The organism is Teredinibacter purpureus (assembly GCF_014217335.1).
In the GTDB taxonomy this organism is placed as follows: domain Bacteria; phylum Pseudomonadota; class Gammaproteobacteria; order Pseudomonadales; family Cellvibrionaceae; genus Teredinibacter; species Teredinibacter purpureus.
This window is the reverse complement of sequence record NZ_CP060092.1, coordinates 2,925,785-2,950,728: the sequence shown is the minus strand read 5'-3', so window position 1 is coordinate 2,950,728 and position 24,944 is coordinate 2,925,785. Positions and strand designations below refer to the sequence as shown.

Annotated in this window: 22 protein-coding genes and 1 pseudogene; 14 read left to right on the top strand and 9 right to left on the bottom strand. The window is 46.7% G+C overall.

The genetic code is table 11. The features are described 5' to 3' along the window. Nucleotides 1–38: 38 nt before the first annotated feature. From H5647_RS12980 to H5647_RS22445, 4 genes and pseudogenes are all read right to left on the bottom strand, one after another. Nucleotides 39–311, bottom strand: a complete 273-nt coding sequence (locus tag H5647_RS12980; protein WP_045856775.1) for a hypothetical protein — start codon at nt 309–311, stop codon at nt 39–41. 106 nt (nt 312–417) lie between these two features. Continuing rightward, nucleotides 418–801, bottom strand: a complete 384-nt coding sequence (locus H5647_RS12975) for a hypothetical protein (protein ID WP_045859096.1) — start codon at nt 799–801, stop codon at nt 418–420. 772 nt (nt 802–1,573) lie between these two features. After that, nucleotides 1,574–1,972: a hypothetical protein gene (locus tag H5647_RS12970; RefSeq protein ID WP_045859093.1), complete on the bottom strand. Its 399-nt coding sequence runs from the start codon at nt 1,970–1,972 to the stop codon at nt 1,574–1,576. A 258-nt stretch (nt 1,973–2,230) separates the two neighbouring features. Further along, nucleotides 2,231–2,464 (bottom strand): annotated as a pseudogene (locus H5647_RS22445) (lipase family protein); the annotation flags it as partial. A gap of 404 nt (nt 2,465–2,868) precedes the next feature. Between H5647_RS22445 and dusA the strand changes: the two are divergent. From dusA to H5647_RS12935, 6 genes are all read left to right on the top strand, one after another. Next, entirely contained in the window at nt 2,869–3,810 is a 942-nt protein-coding gene (gene dusA / locus H5647_RS12960; protein WP_045861371.1) for a tRNA dihydrouridine(20/20a) synthase DusA, read from the top strand. 102 nt (nt 3,811–3,912) lie between these two features. Then, nucleotides 3,913–4,848, top strand: coding sequence for a transaldolase (tal, locus tag H5647_RS12955; RefSeq protein WP_045859091.1), 936 nt, complete (start codon nt 3,913–3,915; stop codon nt 4,846–4,848). Nucleotides 4,849–4,870: 22 nt separating this feature from the next. Then, a complete protein-coding gene (locus H5647_RS12950; protein WP_045859088.1) occupies nt 4,871–5,326 on the top strand; it encodes a tellurite resistance TerB family protein in 456 nt (151 codons plus the stop codon). An 86-nt stretch (nt 5,327–5,412) separates the two neighbouring features. Then, on the top strand, nt 5,413–7,116 hold the full coding sequence (locus H5647_RS12945) for a DUF342 domain-containing protein (RefSeq protein ID WP_162926391.1): 1,704 nt from the start codon (nt 5,413–5,415) through the stop codon (nt 7,114–7,116). Nucleotides 7,117–7,124: 8 nt separating this feature from the next. Next, complete coding sequence (locus H5647_RS12940; RefSeq protein WP_045859086.1) at nt 7,125–7,550, top strand: CBS domain-containing protein; 426 nt, start codon at nt 7,125–7,127, stop codon at nt 7,548–7,550. Between the two features lie 81 nt (nt 7,551–7,631). Then, nucleotides 7,632–8,612 carry an HDOD domain-containing protein gene (locus H5647_RS12935; protein WP_045859084.1) on the top strand — a complete coding sequence of 327 codons (981 nt, stop codon included), beginning with the start codon at nt 7,632–7,634 and terminating at the stop codon, nt 8,610–8,612. 44 nt (nt 8,613–8,656) lie between these two features. Here the strand turns inward: H5647_RS12935 and H5647_RS12930 are convergent, their stop codons facing one another. Beyond that, nucleotides 8,657–9,637, bottom strand: a complete 981-nt coding sequence (locus H5647_RS12930; protein WP_045859083.1) for an aldo/keto reductase — start codon at nt 9,635–9,637, stop codon at nt 8,657–8,659. Between the two features lie 182 nt (nt 9,638–9,819). Here H5647_RS12930 and H5647_RS12925 point away from each other — a divergent pair, with 182 nt between their 5' ends. After that, the gene (locus tag H5647_RS12925; RefSeq protein ID WP_045861369.1) at nt 9,820–10,674 is read left to right on the top strand and encodes a hypothetical protein; all 855 of its coding nucleotides are present in this window, start codon (nt 9,820–9,822) and stop codon (nt 10,672–10,674) included. A 130-nt stretch (nt 10,675–10,804) separates the two neighbouring features. Here the strand turns inward: H5647_RS12925 and purL are convergent, their stop codons facing one another. Further along, a complete protein-coding gene (purL, locus tag H5647_RS12920) occupies nt 10,805–14,680 on the bottom strand; it encodes a phosphoribosylformylglycinamidine synthase (RefSeq protein ID WP_045859081.1) in 3,876 nt (1,291 codons plus the stop codon). A gap of 583 nt (nt 14,681–15,263) precedes the next feature. Here purL and mltF point away from each other — a divergent pair. Beyond that, nucleotides 15,264–16,724, top strand: a complete 1,461-nt coding sequence (gene mltF, locus H5647_RS12915; protein ID WP_121495435.1) for a membrane-bound lytic murein transglycosylase MltF — start codon at nt 15,264–15,266, stop codon at nt 16,722–16,724. A 54-nt stretch (nt 16,725–16,778) separates the two neighbouring features. Here the strand turns inward: mltF and tadA are convergent, their stop codons facing one another. The 3 genes from tadA to H5647_RS12900 are packed head-to-tail and all read right to left on the bottom strand — an operon-like array spanning nt 16,779 to nt 18,464. After that, nucleotides 16,779–17,276 (bottom strand): tRNA adenosine(34) deaminase TadA, encoded by a 498-nt coding sequence (gene tadA / locus H5647_RS12910; RefSeq protein ID WP_045859078.1) that lies wholly within the window; start codon nt 17,274–17,276, stop codon nt 16,779–16,781. A gap of 46 nt (nt 17,277–17,322) precedes the next feature. Beyond that, a complete protein-coding gene (locus H5647_RS12905) occupies nt 17,323–18,216 on the bottom strand; it encodes a putative RNA methyltransferase (protein WP_045859076.1) in 894 nt (297 codons plus the stop codon). Further along, nucleotides 18,213–18,464, bottom strand: a complete 252-nt coding sequence (locus H5647_RS12900) for a DUF1653 domain-containing protein (protein WP_200911585.1) — start codon at nt 18,462–18,464, stop codon at nt 18,213–18,215. The genes H5647_RS12905 and H5647_RS12900 overlap by 4 nt, the downstream gene beginning before the upstream one ends. A 120-nt stretch (nt 18,465–18,584) precedes the next feature. Here H5647_RS12900 and fldB point away from each other — a divergent pair, with 120 nt between their 5' ends. The 6 genes from fldB (at nt 18,585) to H5647_RS12870 (ending at nt 24,858) form a co-directional block, all read left to right on the top strand. Further along, nucleotides 18,585–19,115, top strand: coding sequence for a flavodoxin FldB (gene fldB, locus H5647_RS12895; RefSeq protein WP_045861368.1), 531 nt, complete (start codon nt 18,585–18,587; stop codon nt 19,113–19,115). A gap of 1 nt (nt 19,116) precedes the next feature. Beyond that, nucleotides 19,117–21,321: a bifunctional tRNA (5-methylaminomethyl-2-thiouridine)(34)-methyltransferase MnmD/FAD-dependent 5-carboxymethylaminomethyl-2-thiouridine(34) oxidoreductase MnmC gene (gene mnmC, locus H5647_RS12890; protein WP_045859073.1), complete on the top strand. Its 2,205-nt coding sequence runs from the start codon at nt 19,117–19,119 to the stop codon at nt 21,319–21,321. 26 nt (nt 21,322–21,347) lie between these two features. Next, a complete protein-coding gene (locus H5647_RS12885) occupies nt 21,348–21,695 on the top strand; it encodes a late competence development ComFB family protein (protein ID WP_045859071.1) in 348 nt (115 codons plus the stop codon). Between the two features lie 131 nt (nt 21,696–21,826). Further along, complete coding sequence (locus H5647_RS12880) at nt 21,827–22,579, top strand: glutaminyl-peptide cyclotransferase (protein WP_045859069.1); 753 nt, start codon at nt 21,827–21,829, stop codon at nt 22,577–22,579. 89 nt (nt 22,580–22,668) lie between these two features. Beyond that, entirely contained in the window at nt 22,669–23,985 is a 1,317-nt protein-coding gene (gene trhP, locus H5647_RS12875; RefSeq protein ID WP_045859067.1) for a prephenate-dependent tRNA uridine(34) hydroxylase TrhP, read from the top strand. A gap of 39 nt (nt 23,986–24,024) precedes the next feature. Beyond that, the gene (locus tag H5647_RS12870; RefSeq protein ID WP_045859065.1) at nt 24,025–24,858 is read left to right on the top strand and encodes a D-hexose-6-phosphate mutarotase; all 834 of its coding nucleotides are present in this window, start codon (nt 24,025–24,027) and stop codon (nt 24,856–24,858) included. The last annotated feature ends 86 nt before the right edge of the window (nt 24,859–24,944 follow it).

Below are 24,944 nucleotides of genomic sequence, written 5' to 3'. Positions count from 1 at the left end.
TGTCCCTATGACAGACTTGTTAGAAATAGCTGCACATTTCACATTAAATTACCGACGAGACTTAAAACCGCAATAAGGCCCCAAAGTACCCATACGTAAATATTTAGACCAGGCATACGTTTACGTTTAAACATCCAATAAATGCCAGCCGGAATAAATGCAAGTAAAACTGCGATTCCAACGGTTCCAGCGGCCATTCCAACTACAAAGCCAATGCCCGCAGCACCTGATATATTCTGCCCCAAAATAATGGCTGATACAGCTGACACCACTAGAGCTGCAACGAGTAGGAATATTATATTTTTTGACATACAGAACTTTCCATATTGATTTCTAACGCCCCAAGCAGAGGCTTATTTTGCGTTTTGGAGCGAAGCGACAGCAAAATAAGTCCTGCTGGCTTGGCTTGTTATGTGATTACAACGCCTCAACATTTGGCTTTAGCTCCAGATGAAAACCTTGCAAGCAATGATTACCGTAAGCCACCCACAAACTCATACCCTTCATAGCATTCTCGTTTAGGTAAAAATGCGCTGAAACTATGCCTTTTTCGTTTTCAGTTTGGAGCGGAATCGCCATTCCTTCACCTTCTTTATTAATCTGTATTTTCGCGAATCGATATTTTCCAATTTTGTCCGGTGCATTTATTTTTACCAGCCAAGTATCTACATCCCACTTATATTCGAGTTTCGCTTCAGATACATATTTTTTGAACTCTTCATCTACAGGGCAAGAAACACTAAGCGAAAAACAAGAAGATGAAATAAACATGCAAATAACGGTAGTAATTAGTTTACTCATAGCTTCACATAACAGTTTATTCAACGTCGTTAAGACGCATTCCCACAACACTTACACTTATATACCTAAATCTAGGCATATAGCAATAGTATTTATACAGCGTGGATATATGTCAGTACGACGTCAAAGTTCGTGAATTGAGGGCGCGTTTAAGCCTAATACCACGTTGTGCTCTAAACCAAGTGTACGCACCACCTTATGTGGCAAATACCACGATTTTTGACTGCGATCCCATTGCCCGTTATGTTCTTTTATTAGGCGTCTTAGTTTTAACTCGGCGTTAACATGGGTGTCCGATTATTTTGATGCTGAAAATGATTTTAACCCTAACTACAACAGGCGGTAAAAACCACTCCACTACCACCTTGAATATTAACCCCATTAGACCTTCCGGCACTCACTCCAATCTTGATATTTATCAAATGCACCACGCCCAACTTAAGTTGTAGCGCGCCAATAGGTTGTTCGAGGTGTTATGGCATTCACGACAGTTCGCAAACCCGCGTCGAATGACAATAAAGTATTATGGCTAAATGAGCGACAGCCTCTCGACATTCATACGCCTGCGCGATTGCTCTGTCAACTAAGTGGCTATTGCTGTAGTGCATAGGGAGTGTGGTGGAGGTGCGAAAAACGTGGGGGAATTTTGAGTGCTTGAGGGAAGAGCGGGTGTGAGTACTGCCTAGTCTGCTTGCGGTGCTTGTGAATATTAGCGCGCGGCCAGCACCCTAGGTTTTTCGCTAGCATAACGAAAAATAACGTGTGAGAAACACTACTTATTTACCGTTGGGCTTTTCCATATTGCAACTATAAACAATATAGCCATTCCAAGATGAATTGATATGGCTATTAATGGCCGCGTTTCAAATGAACTACCCGTAAGTACTCTTATAGTATTACTTAATTCTTCTGCATTTTTAAACATAATGCCCAACAGATCTTGTCTCAGTGCTTCTGCAGTGCGATATGACCCAATCAAAGCGGCTAGGTTCATACCCGAAAGCGATAGGTAACCGGCAGTAATTAAAACTCTAAATTGAAGGGTAAATTTGACAGATGTTGATGCTAGCCAGCCTCCTAACACCAATATTGAGACAACGTAGAAGTTCCAGTAGAATTCGATTCTCTCGATTGAGAACAGAAAAATATCGGCTACGTCTTTAGTATTCATTCTTACTCCTGAATCGTATAAGAGTTCATTCAACATGGTTAATACCTTTTTTCATAGCGACGAACATTACATGCCCGCACCCAGCTAAAACCCTCTACACACTCGGCGTAGAGGGCGGGCTTATGTTAGGCGGAATTAACGCTGCTGAACACCCGAAAAAAATGTTACTTCCTCTGTTACGTAGTTTTTCCGAACGTTTCTGGTATAAATCCATACTATGGTCGCCTATTCCGTAGGTGTTACATTAAAAACATCATCCTATCTACCTTCGAGACGACCCCAAAACCGAGCCCACCAAAATAAGTTCCCGTCACTATAAATTTTGCCTTGCGTATCAACATGCATTAATTTTCCAACATGGCTATAACCAAATATTTGTGGCGGAACTCTTGTTACAACATCATTATTATTAACACACCTAAACGTACGCAGTTTAAGAATTTTAGTGTGATTTCTTGAAAACTTGTGATTGGCAACCCCAGGTTGGCCAAACGTGTAGACCCCGCTTAGCGTTAACGGCCAACGGGCATACTAACGACTGGCTGGCGCTATGCCTCCCCTCACCTGTCGAGTTCTATTTATAGAAACAGCGTATCGTTATCACTCTTCGTTTCACCATGCCGAGCACCATCTATTGTTAGACGAATTTGCGCCGTTTAGATTACACTGCCTGCTTTGTGGTGACGGGGATTTTTTTGTTTTCGACGAAAACGTGCCATCTCACCACCAGTGCTAAATTTTTTACCATAAGTGCTAAATTTTAGCGCTAGCCTAACAAAAACAGCCAAAAACACCCGAAAATGCCACTAGAACACGACATACAAAAAACCACGCAAACACGCCTAAAGCCACTAACCACGGGGCCTGCGGGCTATCACCGATTTAGCGTTGCGCCGATGATGGATTGGAGTGATAGGCACTGCCGTTTTTTTTGGCGCTTACTCACCAAAGAAGCGCTTCTGTATACCGAGATGGTGACTACGGGCGCGTTGCTCAAGGGGGATTTTCGTCGTTTTTTAACCTATAACGCAGAAGAGCACCCTTTAGCGCTACAACTCGGCGGCAGTAACCCCAAGGCTCTCGCAGAATGCGCCAAAATGGCTGAAGACTGGGGTTATGATGAGGTAAACCTTAATTGCGGTTGCCCGAGTGATCGTGTTCAGGAGGGGAAGATAGGCGCTATTTTGATGGCTGAGCCTGGGTTAGTCGCTGAGTGCGTGACGGCAATGCGCAATGCCTGCAGTATTCCAATTACGGTTAAGCACCGCATTGGTATAGACGAGCAAGACGATTACCCCTCTATGCGTTCGTTTGTTAATACGGTTGCCAATGCGGGCTGCTCAACGTTTATCGTTCATGCGCGCAAGGCGTGGCTGAAGGGGTTAAGCCCCAAGCAAAATCGTGAGGTGCCGCCGCTTAACTACGCGCATGTTAGCCAGCTTAAGCGCGAGTTTCCGGCGCTGACGGTGGTGGTTAACGGGGGCATTACAACGCTAGAACAGACCGAGCAGCTGTTAAGCGACGTAGACGGCGTTATGATCGGCCGAGAAGCCTATAACAACCCGTGGTTCCTTGCGGAGGTCGATGAAAAGCTGTTTAGTAGGCCTACTGTGGCGCACAGCCGAGCGCAAGTCATTGAAGAGTATGTAAGATATTGTCAAAATGAAATTGATAAGGGCAATCGCTTACATCATATGTCCCGACATATTTTAGGGCTTTTTCTTGGCGAATACGGCGCGCGCATATTTAGGCGATATATTACTGAACATGCCAATCTACCCGATGCAAGCGCTCAAATACTGCTTGAAGCCGTAAAAAGCATGAAAAGGGTTAGCTAATTGTCCTTTTTACTATAACTATTCAAACTACGGGTTGTGTCCAACCTGAACACGCACGATAATGTGCGCCTCAAAAATACACCTAGGCTTACGGAACGTAATATGACAAACAAACTCGAGCAACTGAAGCAATATTCAGACGTAGTCGCCGATACCGGTGACATCGAAGCCATCAAGCGCTATCAGCCGCTAGACGCTACTACCAACCCCTCTTTGCTGTATAAAGCGGCCCAGATGGAACAGTATGCGCCGCTCGTGCAGGACGCTCTTTCTACCACGGATTCTATCGAAGCCGCTTCGGATAAGTTAGGCGTTGCTATTGGTTGCGAGATTCTCAAAATTGTTCCCGGGCGTGTTTCTACAGAAGTTGATGCACGCTTGTCTTACGATACTAAAGCCAGCATTGCGAAGGCTCACCAGCTTATTGCTCTTTACGAGCAGGCCGGTATCCCTAAAGAGCGTGTGTTAATTAAGTTGGCTTCTACTTGGGAAGGCATTCGCGCTGCGGAAGTTCTGGAAAAAGAAGGTATTAACTGCAACTTAACGTTGCTCTTTAGCTTTAGCCAAGCAGCAGCTTGTGCCGATGCCGGTGCGTTTTTAATTTCGCCGTTCGTTGGCCGTATTTTGGATTGGTACAAAGCCAATACCGATAAAAAAGAATACTCTCCTTTTGAAGATCCAGGTGTTGTTTCTGTTACTCAAATCTACAACTACTACAAGCAGCATGGCTACAATACTGTTGTTATGGGTGCTAGCTTCCGAAATACAGGCGAGCTAGAGGCTTTGGCGGGTTGTGATCGTTTAACCATTAGCCCACAATTACTGGGCGAGCTAGAGGCCGATAACGGTGTTTTGGAACGCGCACTTTCACCTGAAAAAGCAGATGATTCTATTGCCAAGTCCATTGAAAGTGAAGCCCAGTTCCGCTTCACCAATAGCCAAGATGCTATGGCCACTCAGAAGTTGGCCGAAGGTATTCGTGGTTTTGTTGCGGACCAAATTAACCTTGAGAACTTTCTTAAGTCTCAAGCCAAGTAATTAATAGAGCGAGCCCCTTACTGTGCTGACATCGATTAAATCTTTCTTCAGTAACGAACTGTTTAATACAGAGAAGGGCTCTACAGCCGACTCAAGCGAGCACCAGCTGCAGCTCGCTTGTGCGGCTCTTCTAATAGAAGTGGCCGTTATCGACCAAGAGTTTGATACACGCGAGCTTCAGGCTCTTATTACCATACTGCAAACTAAGTTCAATCTCTCTGCGGAGGAATGCGAAACCTTACGCACGCTGGCGCAGTCTGAAAGTGAAGATTCCACCTCTATGTATCAGTTTACACAACTGGTTAATAGCGCCTGTTCCCCCGAGCAAAAATTTGAGCTTATTAAAGGCATGTGGACCATCGCTTACGCGGATGGCGACCTCGATAAGTACGAAGAGTATATCGTTCGTAAAGTTTCTGAGCTTATTTATGTAAGCCACAGTGAGTTTATTCGAGCAAAATTAGCCGCCCGGCCCTAAGGGCCTGCACAATAAAAAAATCTACGCCCCAACCTATTCCAGCAAGTGTGCTATACCTTTAAGGAAACACTCACGAGAATAGGTCGTTGGAACCCCACATCACTACCCCTTCAGTTACCCCCGCCCTACGCTACCGATTGGAGCTTGAAGATAAAACTCGTCAACTCGTTGGTGTAGTAGAGCCGCCAAGGCCCGTTCAAAACCATAGCGAAGTGCCCATACCCGGCTCCGATACAGCTGTTCGCCCTCCTCAACCAATTACCCTTCGCACACTCCAAGAACATATCAATAAGGAAGGCTACAGCGGTTATTATTTTATGGCGGATAGCATTGCCCTGTTCCTGAAAAAAATACAGCGCTTCGAAACTGGCCGCTATATTCTCGCCGAGCAACGCGACGCCAAAATTCACATATCAATTGCTTTCGATAAGTTAAGCGCGCGGGTACAAACCGAGCAAGCATGGGGCGGCGAGCCATTAACAGAAGAAAAAGTACTTGCCGAAATTAAAAAAGCCAAAATTGCGACAGAAACAATTAGTGTCGAAAAGCTCGCCATCGTCTCTACATCAGCCGAATCGGTAGATATTATTCTCGCAAACGCTATCGAACCTGTGCAAGGTGTAAATGCCGAGCTAAAACCTCTAATCGACAGCAAAAACATTAGTGAAAAGGATACTGACACCACCACCGCCATCGATCAATTAGATGTTTTTCAATTTGCCGTTGTTAATGAAGGCGACCCTCTGCTACGTAAAATACCGGCAACTAAGGGTGAGCATGGCATTGATGTACGCGGAAAAAAAATAAAAGCAAATGCGGGAAAAGATTTAAAATTTCAAAAGCCGTTCGAAGGTGTTGCTTTAGCCGAAGATGATGAAAACCTGCTCGTTGCCACACAAAAAGGCCACCCTGTTTTTTCGCCAATGGGCGTTAAGGTTGACCCTTTAATGCAGGTTAAAAATGTCGATATACACAGCGGCCATATCGACTACGATGGTTCTCTTTTTGTAAAAGAGAATATAGAGCCGGGCTTAAATGTAACCGTAACCGGAGATGTTTTTGTAAAGGGTTCAATTACAAAAGCGACCGTTAAAGCGAGCGGCAGCATTATCGTCACTGGCGGTGTTAATGCTGATGACATAGATGATGATCACAGCTGCCATCTCGAAGCTGGTGGAGACGTAACGGCGAAGTTTTTTCACCACGCGAGCGTTCATTGCCGTGGTGATTTAATTGCGCATGAATATATTATGCAATCTAGAATAATTGCTGACGGGTATATCAATGTTGGGCAAGAACGCGGCCGGGGCTGCCTTATCGGCGGGCACTGTACAACCCATTCAGGTGTGAGCGCTAAAATTATTGGCAGCGAGGCCTATGTTACAACGGTTATTTCAATTGGAGAAGATAGCGAACGCGAACGCGAAATCGCATCGCTTAAGAAAAAAATCAAAAGGCGTGAATTTGAAAAAGAGCAGCTATCGCTTATTTTGAGCAAAATTCAATCGCAATCAAAACCGACAAAGCTTGGCAGAACCACATTAGATAAAGCACGAAAAATCGATAATACTATAAAGGCTATTGAAGATAATATTTTGCATATGCAATACCAGGTGGATGAGTATGCATCACACGCCATACAGCCCTCTGATTTAGCTGTTAAAATTACTGACCGTATTTTTCCCAACGTTATGATTAATATTTTAGGGCACGCATGGTCCTGCGAGGAAACACGTAGGCGGTGTCAGATACTCCTCCAGCGTGAGCGCATTCAAATCGAAAATCTTTAGGAAATATTATGATTGTCTCAGATATTATGAGCAAAAGGGTTCACAGTATTTCGCCCGACGAAAACCTTGACCAACTACGCTCTATTTTTAAGGAGGTTCACTACCGCCACCTGTTGGTACAAGACGGTAACGCATTGGTAGGTGTTATTTCGGACAGAGATGTAATGGCTCACCTGAGCCCCTTTTTGGGTACCGCTGCCGAGAGAGACGATGACCGCACCCAACTATCTTTAAAAGTGCGAGATATTATGACTCCAAACCCTATTGTGGTAGATCCCGACACGACAATCGATTGCGCTTCTATACTGCTTATTGAGAACCCTATTTCATGCTTACCCGTTGTTTATGAAGATAACAGCATAGCAGGAATTTTAAGCTGGAAAGATATTCTACAATTTCACGTTTACGGTATTGATAAGACATTTCAAGAATAAGCTCACCGCAGCAGGACATAACCGGCCCTTAATTTAACTGGCAATCATTATCGCACTTGAACCTTAGGAGAAAAACGAGGGATGTCGTTACTTAAACATGTTTTTACCAAACAAAAACCCGATACCTCGAACACGCACTCCTGGCTTGTCATCGAACCCTCACTCTACACCATAAAAGATGCGCAGAATGCTTATCTGTCGCACCTTTTCCCTCGGTCGACCGAGTCTGTACTAACAATTCCTCAAAAGCTCGTTATCGACATGGTGAAATCATCATTGCAGAAAAAAGAGGTTCGCGACAAGGCTGTGCCGCGCTTGCCGTCAGTTATTCCCCGCCTTTTACGCAGTTTGCGCGACCCAGAAAGCTCTGCGCGACATTATGTCGAGATTATTGATAAAGACCCCGTTATGAGTGCCGCCGTGCTAAAACTTGCCAACAGTGTTTATTTTAATCCCATTGGGGCGCGTATAAATGATATTGAACGGGCGGTCGTTAAGCTGGGTATTGATGGCCTGCGTTCAGTGTTATCGGCAGCCGTTATGCAGCCAATCGTTCAGCGGGAGTCTGCCTATTTTTCACATACGGGGCAAAAAATGTGGCATCACTCGCTCTCCTGCGCTGTTGCATGTGAGCTTATCGCAGAACACCGAGAGCAAGAAAAATTTAAAGTATATGTGATGGGCCTTGTGCACGATATTGGCAAAATTACCGTTTTTAGCGAATTGTGCAAGCAATTTAAGTTAAACGGTGAAGATGTAAAGCCTGGTTACAATGCATTTACACCCGCTTTAAACATGCTGGCCCCCGCCGTTAGTTATTGGGTAGCAAAAGACTGGGAGTTACCTAAAGATATTTGCAAAGCCATTGCCGAGCAAGTGAATTTGGATGTAGGCAATAAGCTAAGCCCATTTGGCCATATTTTGTATCAAGCAAATATGATTGCGGAATGCCATGCAACCGTACGAGGCAAAAATGATAATATTGCAGAAATGGTACTGAAGGAATTAGAGCTGCCCAGCGATATTTACGATAAGTTAGACCAACTTTCTCGAGAGTATTAAAAAGGCTACCGCTCAAACGGCAGCCTTTTAGCGTATTAACCGGTTTAAATTTTACAGCGAATATTATTCTCTATGTGCTCTAGATAAAATGCATATAAATCGTCATGCAACGCCGCGGGTAACGGCGCTAATGCACTCACCGCTACATTTTTCGCCACTTGGCTGGGCGAGCTAGCACCAGGAATAATGGTTGTTACCGCGGGTTGGTCCAAAATCCAACGCATTGCAAATTGAGCCATCGTGTAGGCATCTGGTTTAATTTTTTGTAGCTCGTCAACAATGGACAAGCCTTTACTAAATTCAATACCCGAAAACGTTTCCCCAACACTAAACGCGTCGCCATCTTTATTGTAGTTTCGATGATCACTGTCATCAAAAGTAGTGGCCGCTGAATATTTTCCACTGAGTAAACCACTCGCCAAAGGTAAGCGCACGATAATGCCTATGTCTCGCTCAACGGCTGTCGCCAACAAGTCTTTAACCGGGCGCTGACGCAATAAATTAAATATTATTTGCAGTGATGCTAAATCGCCCTGCTCTGCACAGATAAGCGCTTCGTCTATACGTTCTACGCTAGCACCAAAATGAGCGATATGCCCTTCCTGCTGAATTTCGCGGAGAAATTCAAAAATTTCGCCTCTTTGCATGACCTCTGTTGGAATACAGTGCAATTGCAGCAGGTCGATACGGTCTCTTTTTAAACGGTCCTGTGCGCGCTTAACTGAATCACGCATATCGACCAAGGTATAGCCGTCTGGGTAGGTTCCTGGCCCTCGGCCATATTTAGTAGCAATTTTAATCTCGGGCCCTGCTTTCGCCAGCGCCTCACCCAAGTACGCTTCACTTTTCCCTGCGCCATAAACATCTGCAGTATCAAAAAAGTTTACGCCCTGCTCTAACGCCGCCTGGATAATGGCGTGCGCGTTATCATCCGATAATGGACCAAAATCACCACCCAACTGCCAACAGCCTAAACCAATCTCACTTATCTCAATTTTAGCGCTACCGAGAACACGATTTTTCATATTGCCTTACCTTTTTAATTTTGCGACTCAACACACCAGACTTTGGGGCCTGCTTAACTCTCTATTAGACACCATTACGCGTGAAGACTAGGCCTTTTTTGAGGGAAAATCACCACACTTTAGCTGTGTTTCGCCTACAGTTAAGTAACACTGACTTATCAACAACCTCTGAGGCCTCTGCTGTGCCCACAAGGATAATAATATGTCTGCGCTTTATTGTTTTATTCGCAGTATCTTCACCGGCCCACAGCCTCGATTTACGCGTAAATCAAACCGCTCACCCGCTAGACGCCTACGCCGTTGGCGCGTTAAAAATTGCGCTGCGTAACAGCCCGAGCGCGCATAAGGTTATCATTAACACGGCGGATATTAATCAAACTCGCGCGATAGAAATGTTGAAATCGGGCGATATGGAGGTTATGTGGCTGGCGTCCAACCAAGACGTTGAAAGCGACTTACGCCCCATTCGCTTCCCGCTGTTAAAGGGGCTTTTAGGGCATCGTATTTGTATTATTAACCCAAAATCTCAGGCCAAATTTTCGAGCATACAGTCTTTCAGCGACTTACAAGCCTTCAGCTTTGGCCAAGGACAAGGCTGGCCCGATGTCGAGATACTGCGTAATAATAATATGACGGTGGTTACCACGAGTAAATACGACAACCTTTTTTACATGGTGGAGGGCAATCGTTTCGATGGGTTTCCTCGAGGCGTACTAGAGCCTTGGGTTGAAATCGAGGCGCATCCTAATTTACGTTTGGCCGTAGAGAAACATGTAGTAATCGTTTATAAGCTACCCTTTTACCTTTTTGTACACCCCAATAATGCGACGCTTGCGGCAGAAATAAAGCTGGGTTTAGACACGGCATTGGCTAACGGCGATTTTGACGAGTACTTTTATAATAACCCCTTAGTTAAAGACGCTCTCACCCGCTCTCAACTTAAAGAGCGGCTGGCATTCCCGCTTAACAATCCTTTTCTTAGCCCCCAAACACCACCCGCCGATTCGCATTATTGGTTAAAACTAGAAGACCTTTAGTGCTTATACGCTAACCATGAGCCGCTGTACCCTTGCTCTGCCTTGCCGACACTCGGCCTCTGTTTACCGCTATTATTACCCATAAAAAAAGCCAGCAATTGCTGGCTTTTTTTATGGGTTTAAGAAGAACCTAATCTACAAACACACGTGCGTTTCTAAACATGCGCATCCAGCCGCTGTCTTCTTGCCATTCATCTGGATGCCAAGAATTACACACCGCTCTAAAGATACGTTCTGGATGTGGCATCATGATAGTCGCACGGCCATCGGTTGAAGTTAAGCCGGTAATACCCGCAGGCGAACCATTCGGGTTGGCGGGGTACGCCTGTGTTGAATTTACGGCGTTATCGACAAAGCGAATAGCCACAGAACCGCTAGCATCACACTGATTAAACGCGTTTTCGCTTGCAAACTCGGCACGACCTTCACCGTGGGCCACTGCAACAGGCATATGAGTTCCTGCCATTGCACTCAGGAGAATAGAAGGAGACTCTTCAATTTTTACCAAGCTAAACCGCGCTTCAAACTGTTCTGATTCATTACGAACAAAGTGCGGCCACAGCTCTGCGCCAGGAATAAGATCTTTTAAATTGGACATCATCTGACAACCGTTGCACACCCCTAAACTAAAGGTGTCGTCACGATGAAAAAACGATTGAAATTGCTCGCGCGCTTGCGCATTAAATAAAATCGTTTTAGCCCAACCTTCACCGGCACCAAGTACGTCGCCGTAGGAAAACCCACCGCAGGCTGCTAGGCCTTTAAATTCACTGAGCGAAACGTTGCCCGCTAGAATATCGCTCATGTGAACATCAACCGCCGAAAAGCCCGCACGATTGAACGATGCGGCCATTTCGAGATGGCTGTTCACCCCTTGCTCGCGCAAGATGGCGACTTTCGGTTTAACGCCTTTGGCAATAAAAGGTGCCGCAATATCATGGCTGGGATCGAAACTGAGCTTAGCTGAAAGCCCCGCATTTTCTCCAGTAATTAATGAAAATTCTTGGTCAGCGCAGCCTGGATTATCGCGTAGCTTCTGCATGTGATAGCTGGTTTTACTCCATAACTCTTGCAGTGCGCCACGACTATTCTGATACACAATGTTATCGCCTTGGGTAAAGACGAGCTGCTCATCTGTACGTAACGTACCCAGCGATTTGACTAGTGCTCCGAGGCCTGCTTTTTCAAACCGTGCTGTTACTTCAGCAACATTTGCGGCAGCGACTTGCACCACGGCACCTAGCTCTTCGTTAAACAGAATGGCGTGAGCATCTGAACCCGCAACCGATAGGTCGATATCCAACCCGCAACGCCCAGCAAAAGACATTTCGGTTAATGTCGCCAGCAAACCACCGTCTGATCGATCGTGATAGGCCAGTAACAGTTCATCGTGTAAACAGCTTTGGACAGTATCGAAAAAGGCTTTCAGCTGAGCCGCGCTATCGGCGTCTGCAGGTGTTTGCCCCATTTCGTTGTATACCTGCGCAAATATAGAGGCACCCAAACGATTTTGGCCCGCCCCCAAGTCAATAAGCAGTAACTGGCTGTTATCGGAGGCTTTCAATTCTGGCGTAAGCGTTTTGCGAACATCAACCACCGGCGTAAAGGCTGTAATAATTACCGACAGTGGCGAAGTTACGGCTTTGTCTTCGCCATTATCTTGCCAAGCGGTACGCATGGACATGGAATCTTTACCTACCGGTATGGTGATACCTAGTGCCGGGCAAAAATCCATTCCAATCGTTTCGACAGTTCGATAAAGTTTTTCATCTTCCCCTGGGTGGCCCGCTGCGCACATCCAGTTGGCCGACAAACGAATATCACTGATTTTGCCGATACTCGTGGCACATATATTGGTAATGGATTCTGCAACGGCCATACGCCCAGAGGCCGGGGCATCCAGCAATGCGGTTGGAGTCCGCTCCCCCAAGCTCATGGCTTCACCGGCATAACTATCAAAAGAGACGGTTGTTACGGCACAATCAGCTACCGGTACCTGCCAAGGGCCAACCATTTGGTCGCGTACCACCTGACCGGTGACCGATCGGTCGCCAATAGTAATCAGAAACTGTTTACTCGCAACTGAGGGGTGCTGAATAACACGTTCGATCGCTTCACCTAGCGCAATATTGCTGTAATCAAATACTGTGGTATTAGCGGCTTTTTTCTCACCCGTACGATGCATTTTCGGTGCTTTGCCGAACAAGACATTCATCGGTAATTCGACAGGCTTTGCTTCGAAGTGAGTGTCGTTCACGATCAACACTTCTTCATCTAACGCCTCACCCACAACAGCGTAAGGGCAGCGCTCGCGTACGCATATAGCTTCAAATGTCGCCAAGTTTTCAGGGGATACCGCCATTACATAGCGTTCCTGAGACTCGTTACACCAAATTTCGAGTGGTGACATGCCTGGCTCATCACAATGAATGTTGCGTAACTCGAAGTGAGCGCCACAGCCACCATCTTTCGCTAACTCTGGAAAGGCATTGGAAAGCCCACCTGCACCAACATCATGTATAAAAGCAATAGGGTTCTCTTTACCCAACTGCCAACACTGATCGATAACCTCTTGGCATCGACGCTCCATTTCTGGGTTTTGACGCTGCACGGAAGCAAAATCTAAATTTTCAGATGAAGAGCCCGAAGTCATAGACGACGCAGCGCCACCCCCTAAACCAATCAACATCGCGGGGCCACCCAGCGCGATCAATTTTGAACCCGCAGCGAAAGCGTGCTGTTCAATATGCTCTTCTTTTATATTGCCGTAGCCGCCCGCCAGCATAATAGGCTTATGATAGCCGCGGCGTTCGCCATCGAAGTTGTCCTCGTAGGTACGGAAATAACCGCAGATATTGGGGCGACCAAATTCATTATTGAACGCTGCACCACCAAGTGGGCCTTCGTTCATAATATCCAATGCCGTCACAATGCGGCCGGGTTTCCCGTAATCTTCTTCCCACGGCAGGTTGTACCCAGGAATTTGCAAATTTGAGACCGTAAAACCCGTTAAACCTACCTTCGGCTTGGAGCCCTTGCCCACAGCCCCTTCATCTCTAATTTCACCGCCCGAACCTGTGCCTGCACCGGGAAAAGGAGCAATGGCCGTAGGGTGGTTGTGTGTCTCGACCTTCATTAACAAATGAATAGGCTCTTGATGGTAGCCGTATTCTCGAGTCTCAGGGTTTGGGTAAAAACGGCCTGCGACTTGCCCTTCTATTACAGAAGCATTATCCGCATAAGCAGATAACACGCCCTCACCGCCTTCTTCATAGGTGTTTTTAATCATCTTGAATAATGACCGGGTCTGATCTTCACCGTCAATTGTCCAGCTGGCATTAAAGATTTTGTGGCGACAGTGCTCAGAATTTGCCTGCGCAAACATCATTAACTCAACATCGGTTGGGTTACGCTCCAATTCAGTAAACGACTGGGCAAGGTAGTCAATTTCATCTTCCGCTAGCGCCAAGCCAAGCTCTATATTCGCTGCCACTAAGGCTTCACGCCCTACGCCCATCACATCCACATGTGCGAGCTCACGCGGAGATTCAGTTTCAAACAGTACCTCTGCCGCCTCGAGGTTCGGCAAAACCTGCTCCACCATTCGGTCTGAAATCAGTGCTGCAATAGCCTCTACCGAAACATTACCGCTAACAGAATAGAGCACGCCGCGTTCAATTCGGCTGATATTGGTGAGCCCTGCATTGTGGGCAATATCCGTTGCTTTTGAAGACCAAGGTGATATGGTGCCGGCGCGCGGTACCACCACTAACGTAAGTTCTTCCAATTCTGGCTCGTTTTGTGCTGCACATTCAGCCGATGGCCCATATTCCAGTAATCGAGCAAGCACATTCTGCTCTTGCTGAGATAACTCAGCTTTCGCATGGGCAAAATGAACAAAATTTGCACGAATGCCAGTAACACTTGGCTGAGATTGCTGTATTACCGCCAGCAGTTTATTTAAGCGAAAGTCAGATAGAGCGGGAGCGCCACGCAGAGTCAACATCTTTGGCTTGGGCCTCATAGTTGTGTTGAATTAGAAAAAGATAGGTGTCAAAAAACGGAGGCATTGTACTTTATATGCCATTCCATAGGGAGGCCTTAAGAACACTCAACAGGAGTTTCTAGCCTCTTTATGGTCAGAATAGACGCTTAAATAAGGTGAACCCATAATAAATACGAACCGTACGCGCAACGCTTAAACGCGAAAGTGAAACGGTCGACTGAAAAAGTGGAAAATTAACCGACACTAATGCGTGAATTTTAACGTAAAACATCATTGGCATTTCCAATGAAGGAAAGATGCCTGATGAAATTTCACGCTAATGTTCATTCGAAAGACGATCATCGACTAAACTATTCGAACAATAGCTACACGAAAAACAAAACGTGCACAAGCTAGTAGCGCACACGTCTAGCGTGTAAAATCGACTGAATATTAATCACAAGCATGCCCGCTTATAACAAAAAACCAACTATGGGCATTTTATAACGCGTTTGGGGATACCCTACAACGGAGTTTTTAACAATTTATGTCAAAACTACACGCCGTATCCCTGTACAAGCTAATTGAACGTGGCCTACGTTCAATGCTGCTGCTTGCTGTGACTGTAAGCCTTTGCTCGAGCCTCGTAAGTAGCCGAATCCCAACAACGTTAGAAAAAATTAAAGCGACAGGTAAACTCGTTGTTATTTCCCGCAATGGCCCCACAACGTATTACGAAGGCCCCAACGGTTTTACCGGTTTTGAATATAATATTGCAAAAAAATTCGCCCAACACTTAGGCGTAACATTAGAAATTCGAGAAACCGAAAATTTGGGCGTAATGCTTAACACCATTGGTACAGAAGCCGGCGCGTTCGCTGCTGCAGGCTTAACCGTTACAGAAAAACGCAAACAGAAAGTTAAATTTAGCGAGCCATATTTACAAATTACCCAACAAGTTGTTTATCACCAAGGTGAAAGTCGCCCAGCAACTATTGCTGACCTGGAAAATAAAAACATTCTCGTAATAGCAAACAGCTCGCACGCCGAAAAATTACGAGAACTGAAAAAAGAATACCCTAGCTTACAATGGAACGAACGACACGACGTTGAAATGCTCGATCTTATGGAGATGGTGCATGACGGTAGTATCGACTTCACTATTGTTGATTCTAATGCATTTAAAATTAACACTAACCTCTACCCTGATGCCCAAATCGCTTTTAATTTAAGCGAATCTCAAGATCTAGCATGGGCTTTCCCCTCACATAAAGACGACAGCCTTTTTCTAGAAGCACAAAAGTTTTTTAGAAGCATTAAACAAAACGGTGCCATTGATGATGCTCTAGAAACCTACTACGGTCATTTAGGCGAGATCAATTACGGCGGTGCCGTTTTGTTTGCGAACCGAATGGAAACACGGCTACCTAAATGGGAAAAACTGTTGCGCGAAGCTGCAGACAAGTACGAGCTAGATTGGCAGCTTCTAGCAGCGGTAAGTTATCAAGAATCCCACTGGAACCCCAAAGCCAAGTCACCAACGGGTGTTCGTGGTTTTATGATGCTTACGCGGGATACAGCAGATTTTGTGGGTATCAAAAACAGAACCGACCCCAAACAAAGTATTTTTGGCGGAGCCAAATATTTCAAAAGCATTTACAACAGAATTCCCGAGCGCATAACTAATCCCGATAGAAGTTGGCTCACAATGGCCGCCTACAATGTTGGCTTGGGCCACTTAGAAGACGCAAGAATTCTAACCGCACAACGAGGTGGCGACCCAGACAAATGGACTGATGTGCGAGAAGCATTGCCGTTGTTGGCCAAACGTAAATTCTATAAGCAAACCAAGCACGGTTATGCCCGTGGCTGGGAACCCGTCGATTACGTTCGCAACATTCGTAACTTCCAAACAATTATTGCTTGGAATGAAGTACAAAAAGAACGCGGGCAACAATTAGCCTTAAACGAAACAACGGTTCCTGAGTTCGCCAGTTTTAGCCCCGTTGTGAGTGATGCGGTACGGGCGATAGCCGGCACCAAAAATGATACGTCTTCTCTGTAAGGAAAAGCTAAGTGTCTATTCGGCGATCACCCCGAATAGACGCTATGGTAACGCTTATTCTCCATCATCTAAGCACTTTTTTAAGGCCTTTTTATAGTCGCGCCGACGGGAAAAAAAACCTCGCATAATCTCGGCGCACTCAACCTCACATACACCCCCTTCCCATGTAAAAATGTGATTAAAAAATTCAGCCTCTAACAAAACCGGATTACTCTGAAGAACTCCCGCTTTTGGTTCAAGTGCTCCAAACACTACACGAGAAACACGGCTGTGAATTAATGCTCCTAAACACATTGTACAAGGCTCTATCGTCACATAGAGCGTGGTATTGGGAAGCCTATAATTTTTTTCGTTAGATGCACTATTACGTAACGCCTGTATTTCGGCATGGGCGGTAGGATCACAACAACCAATGGGGCGATTCCAACCTTCTCCTATCACCACTCCATCTCTAACCAATACCGCCCCAACCGGCACTTCATTTTCGCTCGCCGCTTTCTTGGCTAACGTAATTGCGTGTTGCATCCAGATAATATCGGTGGGGGTTGGCATAGTGCGGGCTCGAAGTAAGGGCAATAAATTTTAATGGAGAGGCTAGCTACAATACCCATTCGGTAGGAGCGGCTGCGGTTAACACTTGAACATCGAAAGCCGCTTGTAAGCTTAGCGTTCCCTTTTCAATTAACGCTTGCTTTGCTTCCCGTTCTCCATGCCAATGTAAAGGCGTCATGGCAAGCAGGTCGGCGATAGCTTCGGCAGTAGGCAAATCTATTGCGAACGAGCAGTGTTTTCGCTCCAGCAAGGCAAATTCAGGTTCTATCTCATGTAATGTGTGCAGCTTTGCTTCACCATATATTGCCTGTTTTAAGGCATCTAGGTGATGCTCTGCAGGCTGGACCCGAATAAAAATGCCTTTGTCCGCTAATACCCGTATTACCTCGTTTACCGCTACAGGGGCGAATACGTTTAATGCTATATCGACGGCACTGTCGATAACAGGTAAATGATAAGTACTCGCCACCGTATAATCAAAAACCCAAGGCCGGTCCAATGCCTTTTGATTGTGTAGAAGTTGCTTGGCGCTCGAGGCCGCCTTCTTTACAGCATCTTTGGATACATCCACACCAAAACACTGCAACGAGGAATGCGGCACATTCGTAGCAATATACTGACCAACCTCTTCTAGGTAATAACCTTCGCCACAGCCTAGGTCGAGTGCCGTAAGCCGCTTATCTACCGCGCTGTGACTATACGTTTTTACGATACTTAATAAATCATCAACTAATGGCTGATAATAACCCGCTCGAAGAAAACGCCGTCGCGCCTGTATCATCTCGTCGTTGTCACCAGGGTTACGGCTATTTTTCTGATTCGCCAGCAGTAAATAGGTGTAGCCTTGTTTGGCTCGATCATAACGATGGTTGTTATCACAACAGACACTGCGTTCGGCATCGTATAACGGTAATTCACACTTCGGACAACGCCAGATCATGCTAGCTCGTCTCCAGCCCAATCCCCTATATACTCAAACCGTAACATCTCTTTCGCGCCGTTTTCGGTTTGCACCGTAACCGTTTCATAGAACATGCCGAGCGGCCTTACCCATAAACCTTTTTCACCATACAGTGGCCGATAGACAACCATTGGTTCTAGCGTTTCGGAGTGCTTAGCAACCTCGATTACCACATAGTCACCCCCCTTGTAATGCCTATAGTGACCAGATTTAATCGTTGACGACACGTTGACCTCCAATTGAGTTTAAGCGACCAAACGACTACCATACGGGCCGTTAAGAGCCGGCAGTTTGCCGCGCTTTACCTAGATTTGCAAAGTGATTTCCCGCGAGCCCATTACCCCCTTATGACTGATTCTCTTCGTGCCCCTATTGCGCTGTTTTATGGCAGCTCCACTTGTTACACCGAAATGGCGGGTGAAAAGATTCGCCAACACATAGGTGACAATCGTGTTGATATTTTTAATATCGCTATCGAACCCATCGCTACGGCTCTCTACTACGACCGAATTATTATGGGTATTCCCACTTGGGATTACGGCGAATTACAAGAAGATTGGGAAGAGATCTGGGATGAGTTAGACGATCTAAACTTTGACGGTAAACGCATTGCACTCTATGGCCTTGGAGACCAAGTGGGTTACCCCGAATGGTTTTTGGATGCTATGGGCTTCCTCTACCACAAGTTGCAGAAACAAGGCGCTACGTTAGTCGGTTTGTGGCCCAACCAAGGGTACGAATTCGAAGCCAGTAAAGCGCTCACCGACGACGAACAATACTTCGTGGGCTTGGCCCTCGATGAAGAAAACGAATTCGGATTAACCGACGACCGTATAAATACATGGTGTGGGCAGGTTCTTCTGGCATTTGGGCTCTAGTATGAGCAGCTCCGTTACCCACCAACCTTCGGTCGCAAAACTTCACTGGGATGCCAACGGACAACCTAAATCCACGCAGTTTGATGATTTCTATTTTTCGTCCGACGACGGCATCGCCGAAACCCAGTACGTATTTATCGACAACAATCAACTCATGGAACGTTGGCAGCGCCCTCACCCTAAGCCCTCGTTTACCCTTGCAGAAACCGGGTTTGGAAGTGGTTTAAGTTTTTTAATCGCATGGCAACACTGGCGCAACATCAAACCCTGTACAACTAGCGACAACCGCGTAAAACTTCATTTTATCTCTGTTGAAAAACACCCCCTTAGCTTTCCCGATATAAGGCGGGCGCTCGCACTATGGCCCACGCTAAGCCCCTTAAGCGAAGCGCTACTCAACCAATACCCTCCACAACCCATAAAGGGCTGTTGCCGGCTTAGTTTTGATCAAGGTAACGTCGTACTCACGTTGTACTTTGGTGATGCCACCGAAGGTCTCTCGCAATTCCTACCGTGCTCAACACTTGGTAAGCCGCATACAGGTAAGTGTCAATTTGGTGCACTGGGTTCCGAGCAGCCATTTACCGTAGATGCATGGTTTTTAGATGGGTTCTCTCCGTCGAAAAACCCAGACATGTGGACACCACAACTATTCGCTGCCATCGCACGCTTAAGTGCGCAAGGGACTACTTTCTCGACCTTTACATCGGCGAGATGCGTCCAAGACGGTTTAAAAGCGGAAGGGTTTTCATTTCGTAAGATGTCTGGCTTCGGCATGAAACGACAAATGCTAGCGGGAGAATTTGTCGCAGCCTCACAACTACAAACCGATACACAGCTTGAACAGCCAAAGCCCAAACACACGGAAGAAGGACACACTGAATTCAAACACGCTAAACCGAACCAACGAGGCAATGCCGCTCATCATTTTTGGCATCTTGTAGGCCCCGCTGCCAATGATTTTTCATCATCGAAAACAGTCTTAATAATAGGCGGTGGGCTCGCCGGCTGCCAAGCTGCAGCGGCACTTGCCAACAAAGGTTTTCATGTCACATTAGTAGAACAAAATACTCGTTTGGCTCAGGAAGCATCAGGCAACAGACAGGGTGTTGTCTATACCCGCCTTTCTCCACACCAAGACCCATTAAGTGAGTTCAACCTCGCCGCCCAAGTATTCGCGAACCAGTTTTATGCGGGAACATCACCCTCTCAAAAAGCATCGTACTTCCGGCAATGCGGTGAACAATCTGGCGTTGTACACTTGGCTATGTCTGACAAGCAACGGCGGTATTACCAACAGCTTTCAGCTACCTTTGCTGACAGCCCTGATTTTTGCCGTTGGTGTTCAGAAGACGACATTTCGTCATTCTCTGGCGTGAAAGTAAAACACCCCGGATTATTAGTACCTAAAGCTGGCTGGCTAGCGCCTACACCATTATGTGAAGCGTTGGTGAAATCACCTAAAATCCGGATTGTAACGAACAGCTCTGTCGCGAAACTGGAGCGCCTACACAATCACTGGCAGGCTTTTGACAAGAACGGCACGCTCTTAGCTTCTGCAGCCAACGCCGTTATCGCCAATGCTAAGGCTGCAAACCGCCTAACACAAACCGCGCATCTACCGCTTAAACCTATACGCGGGCAGGTGACTCATATTAAACATGCACCCGCGTCGCTCTGCGCACTTAACACGGTACTGTGTGGAGAAGGCTATATATCACCCGCAGACGCCGGTATTCATTGTATTGGCGCCAGCTTCAATTTAAACGATGACAATACCGCACTCACCGCACAAGACCATACCACCAACCTTTATAACTTAAACCAGATGGTGTCTTCTAACCTATCGGAAGACAACACTATGGTGCTTGACGGGCGCGTTGGCTTTCGAACCACAACACCCGATTACTTTCCTATAGTGGGCCCAGCTCCACGCTATGATGGCATGCGGGAACGTTTTGCTGCACTGAGCCATAACGCTAACGCGAGCACTCAAGACCCTGGCGATTACTACCCCCAACTCTATACATTATTGGGTTTAGGCTCACGGGGCTTGGCCTACAGCCCCCTTGCAGCAGAATTGCTCGCCAGCATACTTGCAGGGGAAGCATTACCGATACGCCAAGCCCTTTACCTAAAACTACACCCTGCCCGCTTCTTAATTCGAGATCTGATCCGTAATAAAACGTCTACACTTAACCCATAATACGGGTTGATTACGAGGGCAGTTAAATGCTGTTAGGCGCCGGCAGACACCGCGGAGACATAATTTCCGCACAAGACAGCGTACATAATTACTATGAGCATCTAGTTATAGAGCAATTACTGCGCGCCAACGATAGAGCCGGTCGTGACCCAGAGTTTATGGCTGATGTGTCCTGCGTTGCTCTTAATAGACTACCCCCCCGCTACGTACGCCACGATGTCGACATGACCTTTTTCCTCTCACCCACAGAACTAGAGGAGATGAATGACAAGGTCGCTAAGGCCGTAAACGACGCAGTAGATTACGTGCTTAGCCGCGAACAATCGCCGACAACTTCCACAGACCCCGAAATACCACAAGAAACAGCGGGCTGACCTTCAATTGGGTAGAATGGCGCTTTCATATCACATGAGCCACGCTATTCCCCATGTTTCCCTTTGCTTGTTTGACCCTTCAGAATAGTCTGCGATGTCTCGCGAACACTTTGTTAGGTACGCTTTTTCTCATGTGCATCGCCCAAAACGGTTATGCCACGGTTATTACGCCCCTCTCTTTTGAGCTACTCGATACGAAAGCCCACGACACTCAGCTGTTTACACAAGGGCTAGAGATTAATGGCGACCACATTTTGGAAAGCAGCGGCCTCTACAACCGCTCCCTTGTCCGTATTTACCACAAAGACTCTGGAGCATTGCTTCGCGAAAAACCTCTGCCCAAACAAGTTTTCGCCGAAGGTCTTACACTGTTCAACCAACAAGTTTTCGTCCTCACATGGCGAGCGGGGCTGCTGTTCATTCTGGACCCTGCAACACTCAACGTTAAAAAAACACTGCCCTACAAAGGCCAAGGCTGGGGCCTTACACACAACGACACACACCTATTTATGAGCGACGGCAGTCACTCTATCCAACTTCGCAACCCTGAAACGTTCGAGCAATTCAAAACACTCTCTATCATTCACCCCGTCACACAAAAGCCCATCCGTAAGCTCAATGAATTAGAGTTTGCTCAGGGCGTTCTCTGGGCCAACCAATGGCAAACCAATCTCATATATGCCCTATCGCCCATCAATGGTGAGATATTGGGCATACTCGATTTAACCGAACTTGTACCACCAGCATTACGTGGCGATAAGGAGAAAGTCTTGAACGGCATTGCTTACGACCCACAGAAAGGCGCGTTTTGGATTACGGGAAAAAATTGGCCAACGCGCTACTTAATCCGCATCAAGCTAACGTCTTTTAATACGCCCCTATAAAAGCCAAGGCACACCCGACACTGAAATAGTCACTTGTATCCTGTGGTTTACACTTTACAATGCGCGCAATTGATATTTGAGGACACTTTATGAGCACCGAATTACTGTCCCCCGCTGGTACGTTAAAAAGCATGCGCTACGCCTTCGCTTATGGTGCCGATGCAGTTTATGCCGGCCAACCTCGTTACAGCTTGCGTGTGCGCAATAATGAATTTAATAAGATCGAAAATATTGCCTCTGCCATTGAAGAAGCCCACCAACAAGGAAAAGAGTTTTATCTGGCCAGCAATCTATCGCCGCACAACGATAAAGTTCGAACCTATTTGCGTGATCTAGAGCCCGTCATTGCAATGAAGCCCGACGCATTAATTATGTCGGACCCAGGCTTAATTATGATGGTGCGTGAAACTTGGCCAGACCAACCCATACACCTTAGCGTTCAAGCCAACGCTGTTAACTATGCCACTGTGCGGTTTTGGGCCAATCAAGGAATAGAACGCGTTATTTTGTCCCGCGAACTCTCGATTGATGAAATTGAAGAAATTCGCCAACAGTGCCCGGATGTAGAGCTAGAAGTATTTGTGCACGGCTCTTTGTGTATTGCGTATTCAGGACGCTGCTTACTTTCCGGGTACATGACGCACCGAGACCCCAATCAAGGCGCCTGCACAAATTCGTGTCGCTGGGAATACAACGCTCACGAGGCAAAAGAAACCGAGACAGGTGACCTTATTGCCGTCGACTCTGCCCCTGCCGCTTGGACCCCAGATGAAGTCCAACCGGTACTATTGCAGGAAAAAAACCGACCCGGTGAATACATGCCCGCTTACGAAGACGAGCACGGCACCTACATTATGAACTCTAAAGATCTTCGCGCCGTTCAGCACGTAGACCGGCTCGTTAAGATGGGCGTACGCTCACTTAAAATTGAAGGTCGAACCAAATCTCATTACTACGCAGCTCGCACCGCTCAAATCTATCGTCGAGCGATTGATGCGGCTGAGTCGGGCGAAACCTTTGACATGTCTCTAATGACAGAGCTAGAACACCTCGCTAACCGGGGCTACACGGAAGGCTTCTATCGCCGTCACGTACCAAGCGAATATCAAAATTATGGAAAAGGGGTTTCTGATAATAGCGCACAGCAATTTGTTGCTGAAGCCTCGCACTACGACGCCTCTTCTGGCTGGCTAACCCTTGATGTAAAAAATCGCTTTGGTATTGGTGACAGCGTTGAGCTGATTACCCCACAAGGTAACCTCGCGTTTAATATTAATACGCTCGAAAAAATAAACGGCACGGCCATTGAGGTAGCGCCAGGTTCTGGACATACCGTACGTATCCAGGCACCCGACTTATCGCTCAACGATGATGGCGGTTATGCCATGCTGATGCGACACTTATAATTCTGCCCATCCTTTTCCCACACTAAGGTCTAATCACCCATGACTGACACACCGCATATTATTCGCAGAGGCGCTCTCGATATTATTCAGGTCGACAATGCCTCCTGTAGCGCTGAAGTCGCCTTGTTTGGAGGGCACGTTCTGCACTGGCAGCCATCTGGACATAAGCCGGTTTTATGGATGAGTGATACCGCTAATTACGACGGGAAAACGGCATTACGTGGCGGCATTCCTATTTGCTGGCCGTGGTTTGGCCCTATAGAGGGTAAAGGTCGTCATGGGCTTGCCCGAGACCGCGTATGGCAACTAGATCAATACAAAGAGGACAATGGTACTACGGCTCTAACACTTAGCCTCACACTGTCCAACCACGATAATCCGTGGCCGCATCCGAACCGAATCGTAATGTCATTAACATTCGGGCGCACCTTAGAGCAAACGTTAGCCATTCACAACGATAGCGAAGCCCCACTTTGTTTTGCCTATGCCTTCCATAATTATTTCCATGTTAGCGACCCTCGTAATATAAAAATTCCGTCTATTACAAACGCCATATACACCGATCAAATTACCGGCGACCAACACCTGATAGATTCTGGCGATAAACCATACGTTGGCCCTATCGACCGCATCTATCATAACGACCGGCATACGACGCTAACCGACACTCAGCTAGAGCGCTCGATCACCATCGAAAAATCACACTCGCAACACTGGGTACTCTGGAATCCAGGCCCAGAAGCCCGCAATACCGCCGATATTCACCCCGGCGGCGAGCACGAATTCCTATGCTTTGAGGCGGCTAGTACCACCGATATTATGCTGGCGCCGAACGAGCATATTGTACTGAGCCAAACCCTTAGCGTTCAATAATCTCAAAACGGCCGAACGACGAACCTATCTGGCAGCATTGAGAACGCTTTGCATTCACTACCGTTGATTTCCATCAATACGCCAAC